Annotated in this window: 15 protein-coding genes; 5 read left to right on the top strand and 10 right to left on the bottom strand. The window is 60.2% G+C overall.

The window, feature by feature from the left end; genetic code table 11:
• Positions 1 to 58 precede the first annotated feature (58 nt).
• Positions 59 to 1,705 carry a phosphoglucomutase (alpha-D-glucose-1,6-bisphosphate-dependent) gene (pgm, locus tag AC0L21_RS15830; protein WP_473262761.1) on the bottom strand — a complete coding sequence of 549 codons (1,647 nt, stop codon included), beginning with the start codon at positions 1,703 to 1,705 and terminating at the stop codon, positions 59 to 61.
• Between the two features lie 141 nt (positions 1,706 to 1,846).
• On the opposite strand from pgm, the gene AC0L21_RS15825 reads away from it, so the two are divergent.
• Together AC0L21_RS15825 and AC0L21_RS15820 are read left to right on the top strand one after the other, a co-directional pair.
• Positions 1,847 to 2,989, top strand: coding sequence for an alpha/beta hydrolase family protein (locus AC0L21_RS15825; protein WP_473262760.1), 1,143 nt, complete (start codon positions 1,847 to 1,849; stop codon positions 2,987 to 2,989).
• 97 nt (positions 2,990 to 3,086) lie between these two features.
• Positions 3,087 to 3,893: a transglycosylase SLT domain-containing protein gene (locus AC0L21_RS15820; protein ID WP_473262881.1), complete on the top strand. Its 807-nt coding sequence runs from the start codon at positions 3,087 to 3,089 to the stop codon at positions 3,891 to 3,893.
• Between the two features lie 231 nt (positions 3,894 to 4,124).
• Here AC0L21_RS15820 and AC0L21_RS15815 read toward each other — a convergent pair whose 3' ends face one another.
• Positions 4,125 to 4,937, bottom strand: coding sequence for a response regulator (locus AC0L21_RS15815; protein ID WP_473262759.1), 813 nt, complete (start codon positions 4,935 to 4,937; stop codon positions 4,125 to 4,127).
• A 247-nt stretch (positions 4,938 to 5,184) separates the two neighbouring features.
• Between AC0L21_RS15815 and AC0L21_RS15810 the strand changes: the two genes are divergently transcribed.
• Positions 5,185 to 6,033 (top strand): MBL fold metallo-hydrolase, encoded by an 849-nt coding sequence (locus AC0L21_RS15810; protein WP_473262758.1) that lies wholly within the window; start codon positions 5,185 to 5,187, stop codon positions 6,031 to 6,033.
• 31 nt (positions 6,034 to 6,064) lie between these two features.
• On the opposite strand, the gene AC0L21_RS15805 is transcribed toward AC0L21_RS15810, so the two are convergent.
• The 4 genes from AC0L21_RS15805 to AC0L21_RS15790 all read right to left on the bottom strand — a co-directional run bounded on the left by AC0L21_RS15805 (position 6,065) and on the right by AC0L21_RS15790 (position 9,963).
• Positions 6,065 to 6,955, bottom strand: coding sequence for an aldose 1-epimerase family protein (locus tag AC0L21_RS15805; protein ID WP_473262757.1), 891 nt, complete (start codon positions 6,953 to 6,955; stop codon positions 6,065 to 6,067).
• 74 nt (positions 6,956 to 7,029) lie between these two features.
• Positions 7,030 to 8,442 carry a mannose-1-phosphate guanylyltransferase/mannose-6-phosphate isomerase gene (locus AC0L21_RS15800; RefSeq protein ID WP_473262756.1) on the bottom strand — a complete coding sequence of 471 codons (1,413 nt, stop codon included), beginning with the start codon at positions 8,440 to 8,442 and terminating at the stop codon, positions 7,030 to 7,032.
• Positions 8,443 to 8,466: 24 nt separating this feature from the next.
• On the bottom strand, positions 8,467 to 9,474 hold the full coding sequence (locus tag AC0L21_RS15795; RefSeq protein ID WP_473262755.1) for an NAD-dependent epimerase/dehydratase family protein: 1,008 nt from the start codon (positions 9,472 to 9,474) through the stop codon (positions 8,467 to 8,469).
• A 276-nt stretch (positions 9,475 to 9,750) separates the two neighbouring features.
• Positions 9,751 to 9,963: a hypothetical protein gene (locus AC0L21_RS15790; protein ID WP_473262754.1), complete on the bottom strand. Its 213-nt coding sequence runs from the start codon at positions 9,961 to 9,963 to the stop codon at positions 9,751 to 9,753.
• A gap of 32 nt (positions 9,964 to 9,995) precedes the next feature.
• Here AC0L21_RS15790 and AC0L21_RS15785 point away from each other — a divergent pair, with 32 nt between their 5' ends.
• On the top strand, positions 9,996 to 10,634 hold the full coding sequence (locus AC0L21_RS15785; protein ID WP_473262753.1) for a hypothetical protein: 639 nt from the start codon (positions 9,996 to 9,998) through the stop codon (positions 10,632 to 10,634).
• Between the two features lie 397 nt (positions 10,635 to 11,031).
• Here AC0L21_RS15785 and AC0L21_RS15780 read toward each other — a convergent pair whose 3' ends face one another.
• Both AC0L21_RS15780 and AC0L21_RS15775 read right to left on the bottom strand, forming a co-directional pair.
• The gene (locus tag AC0L21_RS15780; RefSeq protein ID WP_473262752.1) at positions 11,032 to 11,832 is read right to left on the bottom strand and encodes a hypothetical protein; all 801 of its coding nucleotides are present in this window, start codon (positions 11,830 to 11,832) and stop codon (positions 11,032 to 11,034) included.
• 183 nt (positions 11,833 to 12,015) lie between these two features.
• A complete protein-coding gene (locus AC0L21_RS15775) occupies positions 12,016 to 12,264 on the bottom strand; it encodes a hypothetical protein (RefSeq protein ID WP_473262751.1) in 249 nt (82 codons plus the stop codon).
• 921 nt (positions 12,265 to 13,185) lie between these two features.
• Between AC0L21_RS15775 and AC0L21_RS15770 the strand changes: the two genes are divergently transcribed.
• On the top strand, positions 13,186 to 13,443 hold the full coding sequence (locus AC0L21_RS15770; RefSeq protein WP_473262750.1) for a metallophosphoesterase: 258 nt from the start codon (positions 13,186 to 13,188) through the stop codon (positions 13,441 to 13,443).
• 441 nt (positions 13,444 to 13,884) lie between these two features.
• On the opposite strand, the gene AC0L21_RS15765 is transcribed toward AC0L21_RS15770, so the two are convergent.
• On the bottom strand, positions 13,885 to 15,198 hold the full coding sequence (locus AC0L21_RS15765; RefSeq protein WP_473262749.1) for an HlyD family type I secretion periplasmic adaptor subunit: 1,314 nt from the start codon (positions 15,196 to 15,198) through the stop codon (positions 13,885 to 13,887).
• A 10-nt stretch (positions 15,199 to 15,208) separates the two neighbouring features.
• Positions 15,209 to 17,083, bottom strand: a complete 1,875-nt coding sequence (locus tag AC0L21_RS15760) for a type I secretion system permease/ATPase (RefSeq protein ID WP_473262748.1) — start codon at positions 17,081 to 17,083, stop codon at positions 15,209 to 15,211.
• Positions 17,084 to 17,131 lie beyond the last annotated feature (48 nt).

Genomic DNA, 17,131 nt, shown 5'->3' with positions numbered 1-17,131 from the left:
GGGCCATGACGGCGCTGCAACGGCTACGCGAATGTACGCGGGTAGGCGCCCGCGACGATTACGCCCCGAACACCTTCGCCAACCCTGCCTGAGCCTCCTGCTGAATCGCCTTCAGGTGCTCGGGGCTGCGAAAACTCTCCGCATAGATCTTGTAGACGTCCTCGGTGCCTGACGGCCTGGCGGCGAACCAGCCGAAATCGGTTTCGACCTTGATGCCGCCGAACGGCTGGCCGTTGCCGGGCGCCTTGCTCAGCGTGGCGCGGACGGGATCGCCGGCGAGATCCTTCAGGCCGAGTTGCTCGGGCGTGACGGACTTCAGGATGTTTTTCTGCGGCGTGGTGGCGGCGACGTCGATGCGCGCGTAATGGGGCACGCCGAACTCGGCGGTTAGCTCGTTGAAGAGCTGGCTCGGATCGCGGCCGGTCTTGGCCATGATCTCGGCCGCGAGCAGGCCGAGGATGATGCCGTCCTTGTCGGTGGTCCACACCGTGCCGTCGCGGCGCAGGAACGAGGCGCCTGCACTCTCCTCGCCGCCGAAGCCGAAGCCGCCCGTGAGCAGGCCATCGACGAACCATTTGAAGCCGACCGGGGTCTCGACCAGCTTGCGTCCGAGTTTCTTCGCGACGCGGTCGATGATCGAGCTCGACACCACGGTCTTGCCGATCGCGGCGTCCTTGCCCCAGTTCGGGCGGTGCGCGAACAGATAGAAGATCGCGGTCGCGAGATAATGGTTCGGATTCATCAGGCCGCCGGTGCGCGTCACGATGCCGTGGCGGTCCGCGTCGGTGTCGTTGGCAAAGGCGACGTCGAAGCGGTCGCGCATCGCGATCAGGCTCGCCATCGCATAAGGCGAGGAACAGTCCATGCGGATCTTGCCGTCCCAATCCACCGTCATGAAGCGGAACGTCGGGTCGATCGCCTCGTTCACCACGGTCGCCTTCAGGCCGTAGCGCTCGATGATCGGATGCCAGTAATGCACGGCGGCGCCGCCGAGCGGATCGATACCGATATTGACACCGGCGGATTTGACCAGGTCGAGATCGACGACGTTGCCGAGATCGGCGACATAGGGTGTGACGTAGTCATAGGCGTGGACGTTCGCAGACTTGCGTGCCCTGGCGTAGTCGATGCGGTTCACGCCTTTGAGGCCGTCGGCGAGATAGGCGTTGGCGCGCTTCTCGATCACGGAGGTCGCGTCGGTGTCGGCCGGTCCGCCATGCGGCGGATTGTATTTGTAGCCGCCGTCCTCGGGCGGATTGTGTGACGGCGTGACGACGACGCCGTCGGCAAGCCCCGAGGTGCGGCCCTTGTTGTAGGTCAGGATCGCATGCGAGATCACCGGCGTCGGCGTGTAGCCGCCGTCCTTGTCGATCATGATGTCGACGCCGTTGGCCGCGAACACCTCGACGGCGCTGACCAGCGCGGGCTCGGCCAGCGCATGGGTGTCGATGCCGATAAAGAGCGGACCGCTCAGCCCCTTTTCACGTCGGTAATCACAGATTGCCTGCGTCGTCGCGAGGATATGGCCCTCGTTGAAGCTGGTCTTGAACGAGGTGCCGCGATGGCCGGAGGTGCCGAACGCCACCCGCTGCGCGGGATCGGCGACATCGGGCTTGCCGGCGAAATAGGCCGTCACCAGCCGCGGAACGTTGGTGAGCGCGTCCGGCGAGGCCTGCTTGCCCGCCGCGGGATGAACATCAGCCACTGGATATACCTCGTCCTGTCGTAGAATTGCGCGATACCATAGCATCGGCCAAGCCCCCGCCAAGAGCACAACACCCGCGATGGGGCGGCCGTTCCTGAGATCATGCTATGGTCTTTCGATCGGGGCTTTTCGAGTCGGGGCATGACGCTGTTTCAGAGGCTGTTGGTTGTTCTGATGGCCTGGCTTGCGACGGCTGGCATCGCGCCCGATGCGATGGCCGCGGAGTTCTACACCGAGGATTTGCGTATCCCGATGGCCGAGGCCGGATCGCAGGGGCTGGAGGCGTTCCTGGTCCGGCCGGCCGGGACCAGGCGCTATCCGCTCGCGCTGCTCAGCCACGGCTCGCCGCGCAGTTTCGACGACCGCGCGACGATGTCCGCGCACAAATATTACGGCATCGCTCTCGAATATGCCCGGCGCGGCTTTGCCGCGCTGATCGTGATGCGGCGCGGCTACGGCACCTCGCCCGGCGGGCGCGTCGACAGCGTCGGCGGCTGCGCCAATGCCGCTTATCTGCCGGCCGCGGCGGTCGCGGTGGCGGATTTGCGCGCGGCGATCGAGGCGATGGCGCGCAGGACCGACGTCACCACCTCGGGCATGATCGCAGCCGGCCATTCCGCCGGCGGGTTCGCCACTGTCGCCTTGACCGCGCAGGCGCCCGTGGGTCTCGTCGCCGCGATCAGCTTTGCCGGCGGGCGCGGCTCGCGCGACGACGACGACGTCTGCAATCCGAACGGGCTGGTGCAGGCCTTCGCCACGTTCGGCAAGACCTCGCGCGCGCCGATGCTGTGGGTCTACGCCGCCAACGATTCATACTTCGGTCCCGAACTCGCGCGCCGCCTTCATGACGGATTTCGCGCCAATGGCGGCAATGCGAAATTCATCGCAGCGCCGCCTTATGGCGACGATGGCCATTATCTCTATTCGGTCGCGAGCCGTCCGCAATGGACGCCGTATCTCGACGCCTTCCTGCGCGAGCGAGGTCTCGGCCACGATGTCCTGAGCCCTCCCGATCCGCTCCCGCCACCGGGCCAGCTCAGCGAGGCCGCGCGTGCCGAGTTCGCGCGCTATCTCGCCAGCACGATGCCGCACAAGGCTTTTGCGGTGTCGCCGAGCGGCGGTTACGGCTGGCGTTCGGGGCGCGCGACCGCCGACGACGCCCAGCGCGATTCACTAGGCGCCTGCACAAAATGGTCGCCCACCTGCACGCTCTATGCGGTCGACGACAAATTGGCCGGGGCTGCGCCAAGCACATCAACCGACCAGAGCTCGCGGTCGCGATAGCTTCAATGCGCCGCTGGCCGCTCGCGCCGTCCGAGCCGGGCCGCCCCCCGGGCCGTCAGAAAATCGGTTGTTAACTCGAAAGAGATAATACGTGTCCATGCTGCGGGATCTAACACACATCAATGCCCGCGCGACGTGGACACACGTTGCGATCGCTGTGCTTTGGTTGGCATCCACCTCCGTGCAGGCTCAGGACGACGTGGAACCGGCGTTGGCGGCCGGCAGTCACAATGCAGATCTCGGCGCCGGAGAGACGCCGGCGTCGCGGGCGGCAATCCGAAAAATTATCGAAAGAGAAACGGCCAAGACCAATCTGCCCGCCGACATCGCGGAGGCCGTCGTCTTCGTTGAAAGCGGTTACAATCCGGCCACCATCGGCGCCGTCGGCGAGATCGGCCTCATGCAGGTTCGGCCCGAGACGGCAGCGATGCTCGGATTTCGGGGAAATAACGCAGAGCTCGCAGAGCCCGATATCAACATCCACTACGGCGTTCTCTATCTGAGCCGCGCATGGCGCCTGGCAGGCGGGGAGCTTTGCCGGGCCCTGATGAAATATCGAGCCGGTCATGACGAGGAGTCCATGACTCCGCGCTCGCAGGTCTATTGTCATCGCGCCCGCAACCGTCTTGTCGCCATGAACTCGACGAGTGTGGGAAACCAGGCTGCGGCCGTCCCAGATGTGGCACCGGCACCAACTACGCCGGCCACCGTCTCGAAGTCAGCGGACCATCAGAAGTCAGTGCACAATCAAAAGGGACCGGCACGGCCGAAGGAGGTTTACGCGCGGTACCGTCAAGGCACGGCCGCAGCGAGCAGGGCATATTGGGCAGCACAGGAAGCCCGGGTCCGCCTCATCAAGGCTCGCGTCGAAGCCAAGTGGAAACGGGTCGCATCACGCCAATAGAATTAGAGTTGCTGCCTTAAGACGAGCAGCGGTTGGACGAACGACATTTTTGAAACCGAACTTTGAAACCGAACCTGAATAGAGATCATGCACAATAGTTTGAGAGTTTTGTTTGCAATCGTCGCGACCGGCGCCGTGGCCTTGTCGGCCTTTCTCGCGATTCGGTTCCTCGTCGGTTTCAGTGGCTGAACCCGATGGCGCCGCCGGCACGATGTCGTGCTGCGCTTGCGTCTAGAGCCGCTCGCTCAGCGCGAGCTTGTAGCCGACGCCGGTGACCGTCGTGATGACGGGCGTACCGCTGCCGACGAGCTTGCGGCGCAGTCTCGCCACCAGGGCATCGACAGTGCGGATGTCGACCTCGGCCTGGCGGTTGCTGACGACCTCGATCAGATAGTCGCGGCTGAGCGGCCTGCCGTCGGCTCCGACGAGCGCCGCGAGCAGGTCGAACTCGGCGCGCGTCAGCGCCGCCGGCTTGCCGTCGCTGCCGAGCAGCTCGCGCCGCGTCAGGTCGATGATCCAGTCGCCGAACGCGATCGAATTGTGGGTGCGCGCCGCCTTGCGGTCGATCGAGCGCCGCCGCAGCACGCTTCGCGCGCGTGCGAGCAGATCGCGCAAATTGATCGGCTTGGTAACGTAGTGGTCGCCCGCGATCTCGAGGCCGAGGATACGATCGACGTCGGTGTCGCGGCGGGTCACGAAGATGATGCCCGCATTGCTGGTCGCCTGGATCTCCTTGGCGAGATCGAAGCCGTCGCCGTCGGGCAACTGCAGGTCGAGGAAGACGAGATCGGTCCGCGTCCGCAGCGCCTGGCGGCATTCGGCGCAGGAGCCAGCGCCGACCACGTCGAAATTGTTCTCGCTGAAATAACCGACCAGCATCGTCCGCGTCACCGGATCGTCCTCGACGACGATCAGCCGCTCGCGGCCAGCGACACGCAATTCCTGACCTGAGGAATCAGCCACGATGTTGGATGTCCTGTGTGCTTGCGGGCCGACCTGGAAGCTCAGGTCGCCGAGCGCGCCGTCCTGTGAACGTACATTCACGACTGTTCGAGCCCCCTCGAATTGCCTGCTGCAATACTAGGCGCGTTAGCGCGCCCAAACAACATTGGTCACGATCCAACTGGATTAAGTATGAATTGGCCCACACTTCTCATCTCGCGCAGCATGTTCGGGAGCCCCGTACGAGCGGCTGTTGTGCGAGCTGAAGCCGATCCCGCGGCCGCTTGCCACGCCAAGAGCTTCAAATCTACTGTGGCGCCCCGAAAAGTCTGTCCCAGGAGGCGGCGCCATGGAAGTCATCCTGCTCGGCACCGGCGGCCCGCGCCCAGACCCGCGCCGCATGGCGACGACCACGCTGATCAGGCTCGGCGAGGAAAACATCCTGATCGACGCAGGCCGCGGCGTCATGGTGCAGCTCAGCAAGGCTGGCGTGCCGCTCGGCTCCATCAACACGGTCTTTCTCACCCATCACCATTTCGACCACATCGGCGACCTCTACGACGTGATGCTCAATTCATGGCTGCACGGGCGCAAGGACGATCTGCGCATCTATGGACCGCCGGATACCGAACGGCTCGTCAATACGCTGGTCACGCAGGTCTACGACAAGGACATCGCCTGGCGCGATCAGGGCGAGCCGAGCTTCGGCGGCTGGAAACCAGTCGTCGCGACCGACATTATACCGGGCCCCGTTCTCGACACCGGGCGATGGAAGATCAGCGCCGAACTCGTCTCGCATGGCGACGGCCTCGACATGTCGCCGGCCTTCCTCGCACGCTGGATGTGTCTCGGCTACCGCTTCGAGGCCGAGGGCAAGGTCATCGCAATTTCGGGCGACACGGTGCCCTGCCCCGGTCTCGAGCGACTGGCCGAGGGGGCCGACTTGCTGGTCCAGTGCTGCTTCCTTGCCACGCCGGAAATCGACAACGAGCACTTGCGCCGGCTTGCGAAGTTCACGATCGCCTGCGGCGATACAGTCGGCAAGGTCGCGGCCAACGCCGGCGTCAAGAAGCTCGCGCTGACCCATCACCGGCCTCGCACCGACGATTCCATGCTCAATGCGCTGCTTGCCGATGTCAGGCGGGACTACGCGGGTCCTGTCGTGCTCGGCGAGGACCTCACGCGGATCGAGGTCTGAGAACTTCAGATGCGAGAAAGGCCGTCCGACTTCAGGACGATCCAACCTCAACCCGAAATGACAATTGCTCTTCCTTCCCGGGCGCGATGTGCATCAGGCCCGGCTTGTCAGTGAATTCGCCGTCGAAGCCGGCCGGACTGGCATAGCCGCGCCAGGGCTCGATGCAGAGGAACGGCGCGCCCGATGGTTTCGACCAGACGCCAAGCTCGCGAAAGCCGCGCCATGACATTTTCAACCACGGCCCGGTGGAGGCGCCCTGCTCCACGGCATAGCGGACCGAATTGCTCGCGATCCGATCGAAGATGATTGCGTCGTCGACGAACAGGGATTCGGACAGAGGCAACACGGAGCCTGTGACCGGGCTCGGCTCCGTTGCCGGGCGCAGCAAGCCGCCGTCGAGACGGCGGACGGGCGATGGCTCTGCGTTCGCGAAGCTCAGCGCGTAGCTCTCCTTCGCCAGCCCAGGTTGGAGCGGCCAGTTGAAAGCGGGATGGCCGCCGAGCGAGGCCGGCAATATCTCCTTGCCGGTGTTCGCGATCACGAGTGAAAGATCGAGACCGGATTCGTCGAACGCATAGGTTGCCGTCAGGCGGAACGCGAAGGGGTAGAGCGCGCGCGTCGTCTCGCTGTCTTCGAGCATCAGGACACAGCGACTTTCGCCACGTTCCACCCACGCAAAGCGGCTGTCACGCGCGAAGCCGTGCTGGGTCATCCGGTAGGTCCTGCCCCGGTGCCGCAATTCGTCATTGGCGAGGCGCCCGACGATCGGAAACAGCAGCGGCGCATGGCGCGGCCAGGCCGGCTCCGCCTGCCAGACGAACTCGATGCCGGCATCGCTCGCCAGCGAACACATCTCCGCGCCTTGCGCCTTGATGGTTGCGGTGAGCCCGCCGCTGCGGATCGTGTGCGTGGCGTCGGTCATAACAGCCTATTCCGATCGTCGCAGTTCGCAGGACAATTTCCAAATGTTCGGGGAATGTTGGAGCGACACTTTGCTCACGAGCGCTGATAGTCGTCTTCAATCCGGATGATGTCGTCTTCCCCGAGATAGCTTCCCGTCTGGACCTCGATCAGCTCCAGCATGATTTTACCGGGGTTCTCCATCCGGTGCACCGCGCCCATCGGGATGTAGATCGACTCGTTCTCGTGCACGCTTTTGACGGTCTCGTTGACGGTGACGCGGGCGGTGCCGCGGACCACGATCCAGTGCTCGGCGCGATGATGGTGCTTCTGCAGCGACAGACGTCCGCCCGGCTTGACCACGATGCGCTTGACTTGGTGGCGCTCGCCATTGTCGACCGACTGGTAGCTGCCCCAGGGCCGATGCACCTTGAGGTGCTCCTCGGTGACTTTCGGTGCGACCGCCTTGAGTTTTGTGACCAGCCGCTTCAGCCCGTTGGCATCTTTTTGACGCGAGACGAGCACCGCATCGGCAGTCGCAACCACGATGAGATCGTCGACGCCTTCGAGTGCCACCAGCGCGGCATCGGTGGTGACGTTGCAATTGCGGCTATCTTCGAACACGGCGGCGCCGTGCGAAGCATTGCCTTGCGCGTCTTTCTCCGACAATTCCCACACCGCGTGCCATGAGCCGACGTCGGACCAGCCGCACGACACCGGCACCACCGCTGCGCGCGCGGTCTTCTCCATCACCGCATAGTCGATCGAGATCGCCTTGGCCGCGCCGAACGCCTCGGGCTCCAGCGTCACGAAGCCGAGATCGCGGCCGGCATTGGTCACAGCATTGGAGATGGTCTCCACGCTCGCCGCATCGACCCTGCGGTATTCGTCGAGCAGGACGCTGGCCGGAAACATGAAGTTGCCGCTGTTCCAGAGATAGCCGGAATTGACATAGTCGGCCGCCTTCACGGCATCCGGCTTCTCGACGAAGCGCGCGACCGCGTGCACCTCGCCGGAGATGAGCTCACCCGGGCTGATATAGCCGTACTCGGTCGCCGGCCGCTCCGGCTTGACGCCGAAGGTGACGATACGCCCGGCACTCGCGGCGGTGAGGCCTTCACGGCACGCCGCGACGAAGGCCGCATTGTCCTGCACCACGTGGTCGGCGGCGAGCGCGAGCACGATCGCTTCACTCGCGCGGTTCTGCGCGAACACCGCGCCGGCGGCAATCGCGGGGCCGGAATCGCGCCGCATCGGCTCGAGGATCACGTCGGCCTCGATGCCGATCTCGGCGAGCTGCTCCAGCACCATGAAGCGGTAGGACGCATTGGTGATGACGATCGGGCGATCGAACAGCGAGGCCTCCGAGACGCGGAGCAGCGTGTCCTGGAAGGTCGAGCGCGTGCCGAACAACGGCAGGAACTGCTTGGGGCGCACCTCGCGCGAGGCCGGCCACAGCCGCGTTCCGGCACCGCCGCACATGATCAGGGGGATGATTTTTTGGGACACGTGTGAGCTACTCAAGAGAGGGATTTATACGCGGTGATAATTTCGATACCATTCGACAAAGCGGCCCAAGCCATCCGCCAGCGGCGTCGAGGGCGTGAAGCCGACGTCGCGTTGCAGGGGCGAAATGTCGGCGCGCGTCTCGAGGACGTCGCCGGCCTGCATCGGCAGAAGCGTGCGGATCGCCGGCTTGCCGATGATCTTCTCCAGTGTCTCGACGAACTCGACCAAGTTGACCGAGCAATTGTTGCCGATGTTGTAGACGCGATACGGCGCATTGCTCGACGAGTTTTCCGGCTGCTCGGCGTTCCACGCGGGATTCGGCGTCGCGGGGCGATCGAGGGTGCGGATCACGCCCTCGACGATGTCGTCGATGTAGGTGAAATCGCGCCACATATTTCCATTGTTGAAAAGCTTGATCGGCTCACCCGCAAAGATCGCGCGCGTGAAGAGCCAGGCGGCCATGTCGGGCCGGCCCCATGGACCATAGACGGTGAAGAAGCGAAGACCGGTCACCGGCAGCTTGTGAACATGTGCGAACGTGTGCGCCATCAGCTCGTTGGCCTTCTTGCTCGCGGCATAGAGGCTGACCGGATGATTGACCGAATGCTCGGTCGAATACGGCAAGGTGCGATTGGCGCCATACACGGAGCTCGACGAGGCGTAGACGAGATGCGCCAGACCATGGCGCCGGCCAGCTTCGAGCACGGTGACGAAGCCATCGCAATTGGCGCGGATGCTGGTGATGGGATCGTCGATCGACGCGCGCACGCCGGGCTGCGCCGCAAGGTGCACCACGCGGTCGGGCGAGACCTCGTCGAACACACGCGTCACCGCAGCGAAATCTGCAAGGTCTATCTCGTGGAACGTGAAAGCATCATGCTTGAGCATCTCGAGGCGAGCGCGCTTGAGCGCCGGATCATAGTAAGGGGTTACTACGTCGATGCCGACAACTCGTTCCCCGCGCGCGAGCAAGCGCTCGCAGACATGCATGCCGATGAAGCCAGCAGCGCCGGTAACCACCACGGGGGCCAAAATAAACTCCGTTGTTCGTCCTCATATACCGCATTGCCAGACTGAACCGGTAGAGGCAAGGGTTCAGCATTGGAGAACAGCCCCCTCGCATCGGCAAGCTTAATGCCGGGCGCTTCGGATGTCAGCCATCCCAAGTTAGCCAGAAGGGGGCGCCCTTTGCCTGCCCACGCAACATCAGACGCGCGTCCATAAAAGGCTCCCGCCTGCCCGGCAAGTCCTTCAACAAGTGTTCCCGGGCAGCACCGAACGAACAGCGCGATCAAGCGACCGAAGCCGTCATAATTCCGTGCCTTCGGGCTGCTTCCTTCCGCGCTCACATTTGGTTCGAAAGCACAAATCGCGATCACGCTTTGTGGCATCGACAACCCGAACGGCACAAAATTGAAGCTTTTCATCAACGGCCGCTTTCTCTCGCAAAAGCTGACCGGCGTTCAGCGTTATGCCGCCGAACTGGTCAAAGCGATCGATGCCCTGCTTGCGTCCGACCAATCGCCCGCTCCCTCAGAGGAGCCGAGTGGCAATTGCTCGTGCCCAGCGAGACGAGCGAAGCGATCAATCTCACCCGCATCAAGGTTCGCAGGATAGGACTGCTGAGCGGACATGCCTGGGATCAGATTGAACTCGCGCGCGCTGCTGCTGGAGGTCGCCTGATCAGTCTGGCCAATGCCGGACCCATCTTTCATCGCGATCATATCGTCGTCATCCACCACGCACAGGTATTCCGCCGGCCCGATTTCTTCAATTGGCGCTACCTGGCCATCCATCGAACGATGGGTCGCCTGCTTGCACGCCGGGCCACGATCGCGACCGCATCGGCCTTTTCTCGCAAACCTCGCGTGCCGATGCTCTGGGTAGACGCATTTCATCGCTGGCAAAGTGCGTCGAGCAATTTTACCTGGCGCAGAACCGGACTCCAGCGGTCAGTCGAACGCGGGACCCCACTAAGCAAAGCCGACAATATTTCGTCGCCTGCATTGACGATTCGACTCACCAAAGTGCACCGCGCTTGGGGTCGTTTTCCTGGAAGTTCAAGTGTCGCCAAGCGGATGCCGGCCAAAGCCAACCGCCAAAAGAGCTGTGCAATAGTTAAGCAGAACGACACCTTTGCGAGCATGTTACCGAGAAATCTGCTCCCAAGGCAACTGCGCTACATCGCATGAAGAAACCACAGCAATGACCGGTGGAACTCGCCTGATGAATCCGAGTTCGCGGAGAAGGCGAAACCAAAGAAAACTTACGATCGTAAGACCGACGGGCTGCTCTGCATAGATGCGGCCTCGGAAGATGAATGAAACGCGCCCGTTTGCTTCGCTCATTCGCCGAACGAGATCTGTTTCGTAGCCAAGAGGCGAAACTCTTGCTGCCCAAAGATGGCACTCATGTGATCTTGCCTCGACAATTTGCGCGTCTTCTAACGACCTATCGGTGACTACCGCCTCATACTGGTGCTTGCCTAGAAATTCGAGAAGACCAGCAGTCAGATTATTCGGATTTTCAGGAACAACCGTTGCCTTCCATGCTATCGTCAGCACGGCAACCACCAGAATGAAGGACAGCCTAATTCCGCGCGAGAACATCGGCTCTTACGCCCCACAAACAGATCGCGACCGTCAGCGCTAGGGTCACTCCGTTTGCAACTGCATTGCCTATTGCGCTGTGCACGGCTGCGTAATGAAGACCGCTCAACCCCATGAGGCTCACGCGCGCGACATTTATTGCGACCACGCTGCAACACGCGAGCATGCACCAAAATATGTCGATGGGCCTCGCCTTTCGATGGACAAGGTGGCTGGTGGTAACCCAACAAAGCATTGCCAGAGACACGTTGGCCAAAGATGAACATGCTTCAAAGATAACCAATGTGCCCGTATGGTCAGCAAATTCGACCATATTTCCAGCACGCTGTGTACCCAACAGCCAAGCAACCATTGCAGCGTCAACCACTAGAATAGATTTTGAAAAACAATGAAACAAGAGGCGACTCCAAAGCATTGGCATGGTCGTCGCGAGAAGAATCACGGCACCGGAATACGTAGACCGATCAGCATCTCTCGAAAGCATAAGGTAGAGACACAGACCAGTCACTGCCAGCCAGGCCAGCGGAGCGACCGGGAGAGCGATGAGAAGCAAAGCCGCCGCACCGACCGCAATATCGTTAGGCCGGATTTCTTCACGCTTCGCTTGGGATATCAGCCAGATCCCGGCTGCGCAGGAAGCAATGACGATCACACTTATGTTGAACGTCGCAAACAGGGCAGCGGTCCATCCCAATTGGCTGACCGCAGCGACGCCCTTGCCCGCGAGCCCATTGGCACAGCCGACCAAAAACAGACTTCCAAAAAAGTCTGCACGGGACATATCGGTCCGCAAATTGTGCGACCAAATCCCCTCACGTACCGGTACGCCTGACCTCATGTAGCAACCAGGGAGAAATAACAACCGATCGCGAAAGAATGCTGCGCAAGCAAATTCTCGCTCATCCGAACAGACTGTCGGACAGCCCGGCACAGCACCCAATAACGTGAGCCGTGCGTTCCTGCGCTATTTAGAGTTGCGACGACGTTTCGCCAACCAATAAGCTCCGTAGCCAATGACGGCGGCGAGGGGAATTCCGGCACCGGCGATCGGGCCTGGAGCGCCATGGACACCACCATTGGTCCAATTGCTCGGCGAACCTCCCTGATAGATCCAGTCATTAGGCGAAAGCCCGCCATTATAAAAAACGTAACCAGTGGATGCGATACCGGACGCTGCGAGCACGAAAAGAAGCGCCTTTAGAGCGGAAATCATTTTATATTTACTCCTGTTTATATAAAATAGTACCATTGACATAAATTAGTGCAATATAAAATTATATTGAAGGTCTGCGACCTTTTGATCTATCGGCAAGCGCACAACCGACGAAACTTCCCCATTAAGAGAGATTTTCAGTTTTTTCCGGTCATCTGTTTTGACACATGTTGCAATAAGCTGTCTTACCGATGCCACCGATCGACGATCAGGGGGCCGCATGAACAGGCCGGGCCGGCCGGAAGAATATAAGTCGCGGACAGGGTTCCTAACTTCGAACCAACGATGGGTCCGCAGAGCGGTCAGCAACACAATTTGACGCGGTCCATTTTCCTGAATGCTCTCGGCGCCAAATGCATTGAACCACCGCCGATCGCAATAGCCCTTCGCGCTCCCGGAAGAGGTCGAGCGCGGCAAGCCGGTATGCAGACGCTGATGAGCACAATCGTCTTTGTCATCCTCGGCCCCGAACTCACGATGCTTTTGTTCATTTGTTTCGCGACTCTTACCAGCGTCGAACCGATTTACTGAGCGGCCGCTATACTCAGACCCAACAGCACTGGTCCGATAGGAAGGATGCGGAGCATTTTCTTGACGAAGACATCGACAAGCAGCATCGAGCCGAGCTGCTCCCATCGTCCCTGCAATGGTGCATGACGATCATTTAATCGCTAGATCCAATACAAATGCGACGAGCTTTATCGAACGCTCGTTTGCAATTGGCAGCGTTTCATCAGATGTTCCGTCGATGGACGCCAAGCACCCCAAACCGGCCTTTGAAGTCTGCCCCTTCAACCCGACCTGGGATCGCCGGATACGACGTGGCGGAACAGGCGGCTGAAAATCTCGACATGCCTTCCCTCGGGTGTCAGAATTTATGCAATCGGGGACCTTCACGGTCGTGCTGATCTTTTGCGCGCAATGCTCGACAAACTTAGGGTCGATCAAACACTGCGCCCCGTTGAGCGGTCGATCATCCTGTTTTTGGGCGACTATGTCGACCGAGGTCCGTCCTCAAAAGAAGTACTCGACGTTTTGCTGGAGTACGCCAGCCAGAATGAAAGCATTTTCTTGAAGGGCAATCATGAAACCTTCGTTCTTCGCTTCCTCGAAGATCCGGCAACCTTGACCGAGTGGCGCCTGTGGGGGGTCTCGACACATTGGTGTCATACGGATTGAGTGTCACTTTTAACCCTGACGAGCGCGAGCGAGTGAGGCTTTCGAAGGAATTCGCTCATGCAATGTCAGACGACTATCTCGCATTCTTGAAAGGATTGCGATTGTCGTTTCGGTTGGGAGGCCTTCTGTTTGCGCACGCCGGCGTTCGTCCAGGAGTTCCTATCCGAGAACAGGCCGAGAGGGACCTACTCTGGATCCGTGAAGAATTTCTCGGTTATGTTGGCTAGTTTGGAGCATTTGTCGTGCATGGTCACACGCCTTTGCGCACGCCCGAGATGCGACCCAATCGCCTCAATGTCGACACGGGAGCGTTTACGACCGGGCGGCTTACCTGCGCCGTCATCGAAGCGTCCACAATCAAACTGTTGTCGATCGGAATAGGCGATCGAATCAGCGCGGGACTTACGAAAACATAGGGGCGATGGCTTCACCGCCGCCCAACTACCGCTCCTTAAACGCACGCTCGGCTTGATCGAGAATCGGTTTCGTCAGGTACGACAGCGCAGTTCGGCCGGAGGTCCTGATGAAAACGTCGACCGGCATACCCGGCATCAACTTGTTATCGCCTAGCTTTCCGAGTTCTTCGGGTTTGACGCCAACCCGTACCGTAAAGTAGCTCGCTCCAGTTCTCTGATCCTGCGTCAGGTCGGCCGCGATCATTGTAACAGCGCCTTCAAGCTCTGGCGTCGTCTTCTGATTAAAGGCAGCGAAGCGCATGGCTGCCGTTTGCCCCTGATAGACCTGATCGATGTCACGCGGAGAGATCTTCACTTCGATTGCCATTGCATCGGCGTCCGGAACGATCAGCATGATCTGTTCGCCTGGAGCGATTACGCCACCCACCGTGTGTACGGCAAGCTGATGAACACGACCATTCTGGGGCGCACGAATATCGATCCGCTTCAATTGATCGACAGCCGCAGTTTTTCGCTCTGAAAACTCAGAAAGTTTGGCCCGCGTATCGATCAAATCCTTACCGACCTCGGATCGCAACTCCTGATCGACCTGTATGATCTGAAGCTCGATTTCGGCCATCTTGCCTTTGGATTGAGCAATCGCTCCTCCCAACTGACTGCGTTCGCCTTCGAGTCGGGCCGCGTCTCGCTCCAGCGACGTGAGGCGAGAAATCGGTATGAGATTCTTTTGGAAAAGTTGGCGGACCCCCTCAAGCTCCTTCGCAATGAGGTCAACTTCCCTTTGTTTTGCTTCAGTTTGTCCGGTATAGCCCTTGATCTCTTCCTGTAGTTGAGCACTCTTTTCTCGCAATTGAGCCTTTTGTCCCGCGCGCGCCTGCCGGCGCAAATCAAAAAGCGTGCGTTCAGCTGCGACTGCATGGGCTGCCTCGGAAGCAGCATCGGATCCTCGTGCCAACAGCGCTTTCGGAAATACGACCTGATCCGACCTGTCACGCTCAGCCTCTAGTCGGGCCTGACGCGCAAGTAGTTCGTCCACGCTTTGAGTAATGATCGTCGCATTTGCCAGTGTTTGGGTCTCGTCAAGTCGGATGAGAATGTCTCCGGCCTTGACACGGTCGCCGTCCCGGACGCGCAATTCGCCGACGATTCCTCCGGTCGCGTGCTGGACCTTTTTCACGCTTGAGTCGACCACAACATTGCCCTGGCCGATAACGGCGCCTGATAGTTGCGACGTCGCCGCCCAACCACCGATGCCGACTGAAAGAAATGCAACAATCATCATGCCCGAAATGATGTAGCGCTGAATAGAGCGCTGAGCAGGCGTAATTGCTTCGTCCACTGGGCGCCCCCTAGCCTTCTACGACCTTGAGGGGAACGTTGTGTCGCAAGACCTTGCGCAAAACATCATCCTTGGGACCGAATGATTGCACTCTTCCGTCTCCAACGACGAGAACGTGATCTACGCCATCGAGAGCTTTCGGACGATGGGCAACAACAACCACAATTCCACCGCGTCGGCGAACGTTCAAAATCGCTTGCGTCAGCGCTTCCTCGCCCTCGGCATCAAGATTGGATGTCGGCTCGTCGAGCACCACGAGGAATGGCGAGCCGTAGAAAGCCCTAGCCAAACCTATGCGCTGTCTCTGCCCTGCCGACAACGCGGCCCCGCCCTCACCGATACGCGTCGAGTATCCGTCGGGCATTGAAAGTATGGTGTCGTGTGCGCCCGCATCTTTGGCCGCTTGCAGGACAGCGGCAGCGGTCGCGCTCGTGTCGAAGCGGGCTATGTTGGCCGCGATGCTACCGTCAAATAATTCGACATCTTGAGGGAGGTACCCGATATGGCTTCCCAAGGCCTCGGAATGCCAATGCTCAAGTGCGGCATTATCCAGCTTGATCCTACCGCGCTTTGAAGGCCAAACGCCGACCAGAGCACGTGCGATGGTTGATTTGCCTGCTCCACTTGGACCAATGACGCCGCACCCCTCTCCGCTGCGCAAGGCAAACGAGGCATCCGATAACAGCATTTTGTCGGATCCAGGCGCAGCCACGTAGAGATTTTCGACCATCAGGGATTGTGTCGGCGGCGGTAACGCAAGCCGTTCCTCATCGGCAGGAAGCAGCTTAAGCAACTCATCGATCCGTTTCCCGGCCTCACGAGCAGCAACAAACCCCTTCCAGTTTGCAATGGCAATCTCGACCGGGGCAAGCGCCCGCGACGTCAGGATAGATCCCGCAATAATTATTCCACCAGTCGCTTCCTGGTTGATCACCAAGATCGCACCAACCGCAAGAACAAGCGATTGAAGGATAGATCGAAAAACCTTCGAGAAACCACCTATTCCGCTGGAAACGTCGCTCGTCGCTTCGTGAGCCGCAAGATATTTCTGATTGGCCTCTTGCCAGCGGAGCGCTGAACGGCGCTTCATTCCCATTGCATGCAAAACCTCGGCGTTGCGGCGCCCTTCAACAGCCAAAGCATTACGCACAACCGAATGTCGCGAAGTTGCCTTTCCCGGTGCGCGAGTTCGCACTTCAGTCAAGATGGTCAGTCCGACCAGCACCGCGCCGCCTGCAAGCGCCGTCACGCCAATCCAAAAATGGAAAAGAAAACAAATCCCAAGATAAACGGGCATCCACGGTAGGTCGAGTAGGGCAGCAGGTCCGCCGCTCGATAGAAAACTGCGAACTTGATCGAGATCGCGTAGCGGCTGCAATCCGTCGCCATCGCCACGCGTCTTCAAGCGAAGCTTAACGATCGAGTCAAACACCCGAAGACTCAGACGTTCATCGAAATATCGACCGACACGTGCACTAATACGGTTTCGAACGAGATCAAGCCCGCCCTGAAGCGCGTACAGCATGATGGCGAGCGCGCTCAGAGCGATGAGCGTAGGAATGCTCCTGCCCGGCAGAACCCGGTCATACACCTGCAGCATGAAAAACGAGCCGGTCAGCATTAGAAGGTTGCTGAGCGCGCTGAAGATTCCTACGGCCCAGAAGATTTGCCGACAGGATGCGAGAAACCCTGCAATTTCCGACTTTGATTCTTCGTAAATCGGCTTTTTGCCCCAGCCGCTTCGAAACGCCAAGCGGCGCAGGCGTTCGACTGCCCGGTCGCGTAGGATGCGCAACCCCGCCGCCGCGATCTGAAGATGTGACACCTGCACATCTTCAATATTTCCGCCAGGTGGAATTTTCTGGCTAGCCGCGTTGCCGCTCATTTAATTTGCCCCCATTTCCCATGTCCCAAAAAGAGACATGGGAAAATA

The organism is Bradyrhizobium sp. WSM4873 (assembly GCF_055811355.1).
The sequence above is the reverse complement of the archived record's forward strand: the minus strand, read 5'-3'. Positions and strand labels throughout refer to the sequence as shown.

Coding starts and splice junctions, on each gene's coding strand:
- AC0L21_RS15825 (WP_473262760.1), top strand. CDS start 1,847: ATGACGCTGTTTCAGAGGCTGTTGGTTGTTCTGATGGCCTGGCTTGCG.
- AC0L21_RS15820 (WP_473262881.1), top strand. CDS start 3,087: ATGCTGCGGGATCTAACACACATCAATGCCCGCGCGACGTGGACACAC.
- AC0L21_RS15810 (WP_473262758.1), top strand. CDS start 5,185: ATGGAAGTCATCCTGCTCGGCACCGGCGGCCCGCGCCCAGACCCGCGC.
- AC0L21_RS15805 (WP_473262757.1), bottom strand. CDS start 6,955: ATGACCGACGCCACGCACACGATCCGCAGCGGCGGGCTCACCGCAACC.
- AC0L21_RS15780 (WP_473262752.1), bottom strand. CDS start 11,832: ATGTCCCGTGCAGACTTTTTTGGAAGTCTGTTTTTGGTCGGCTGTGCC.
- AC0L21_RS15775 (WP_473262751.1), bottom strand. CDS start 12,264: ATGATTTCCGCTCTAAAGGCGCTTCTTTTCGTGCTCGCAGCGTCCGGT.
- AC0L21_RS15770 (WP_473262750.1), top strand. CDS start 13,186: ATGCTCGACAAACTTAGGGTCGATCAAACACTGCGCCCCGTTGAGCGG.
- AC0L21_RS15760 (WP_473262748.1), bottom strand. CDS start 17,083: ATGAGCGGCAACGCGGCTAGCCAGAAAATTCCACCTGGCGGAAATATT.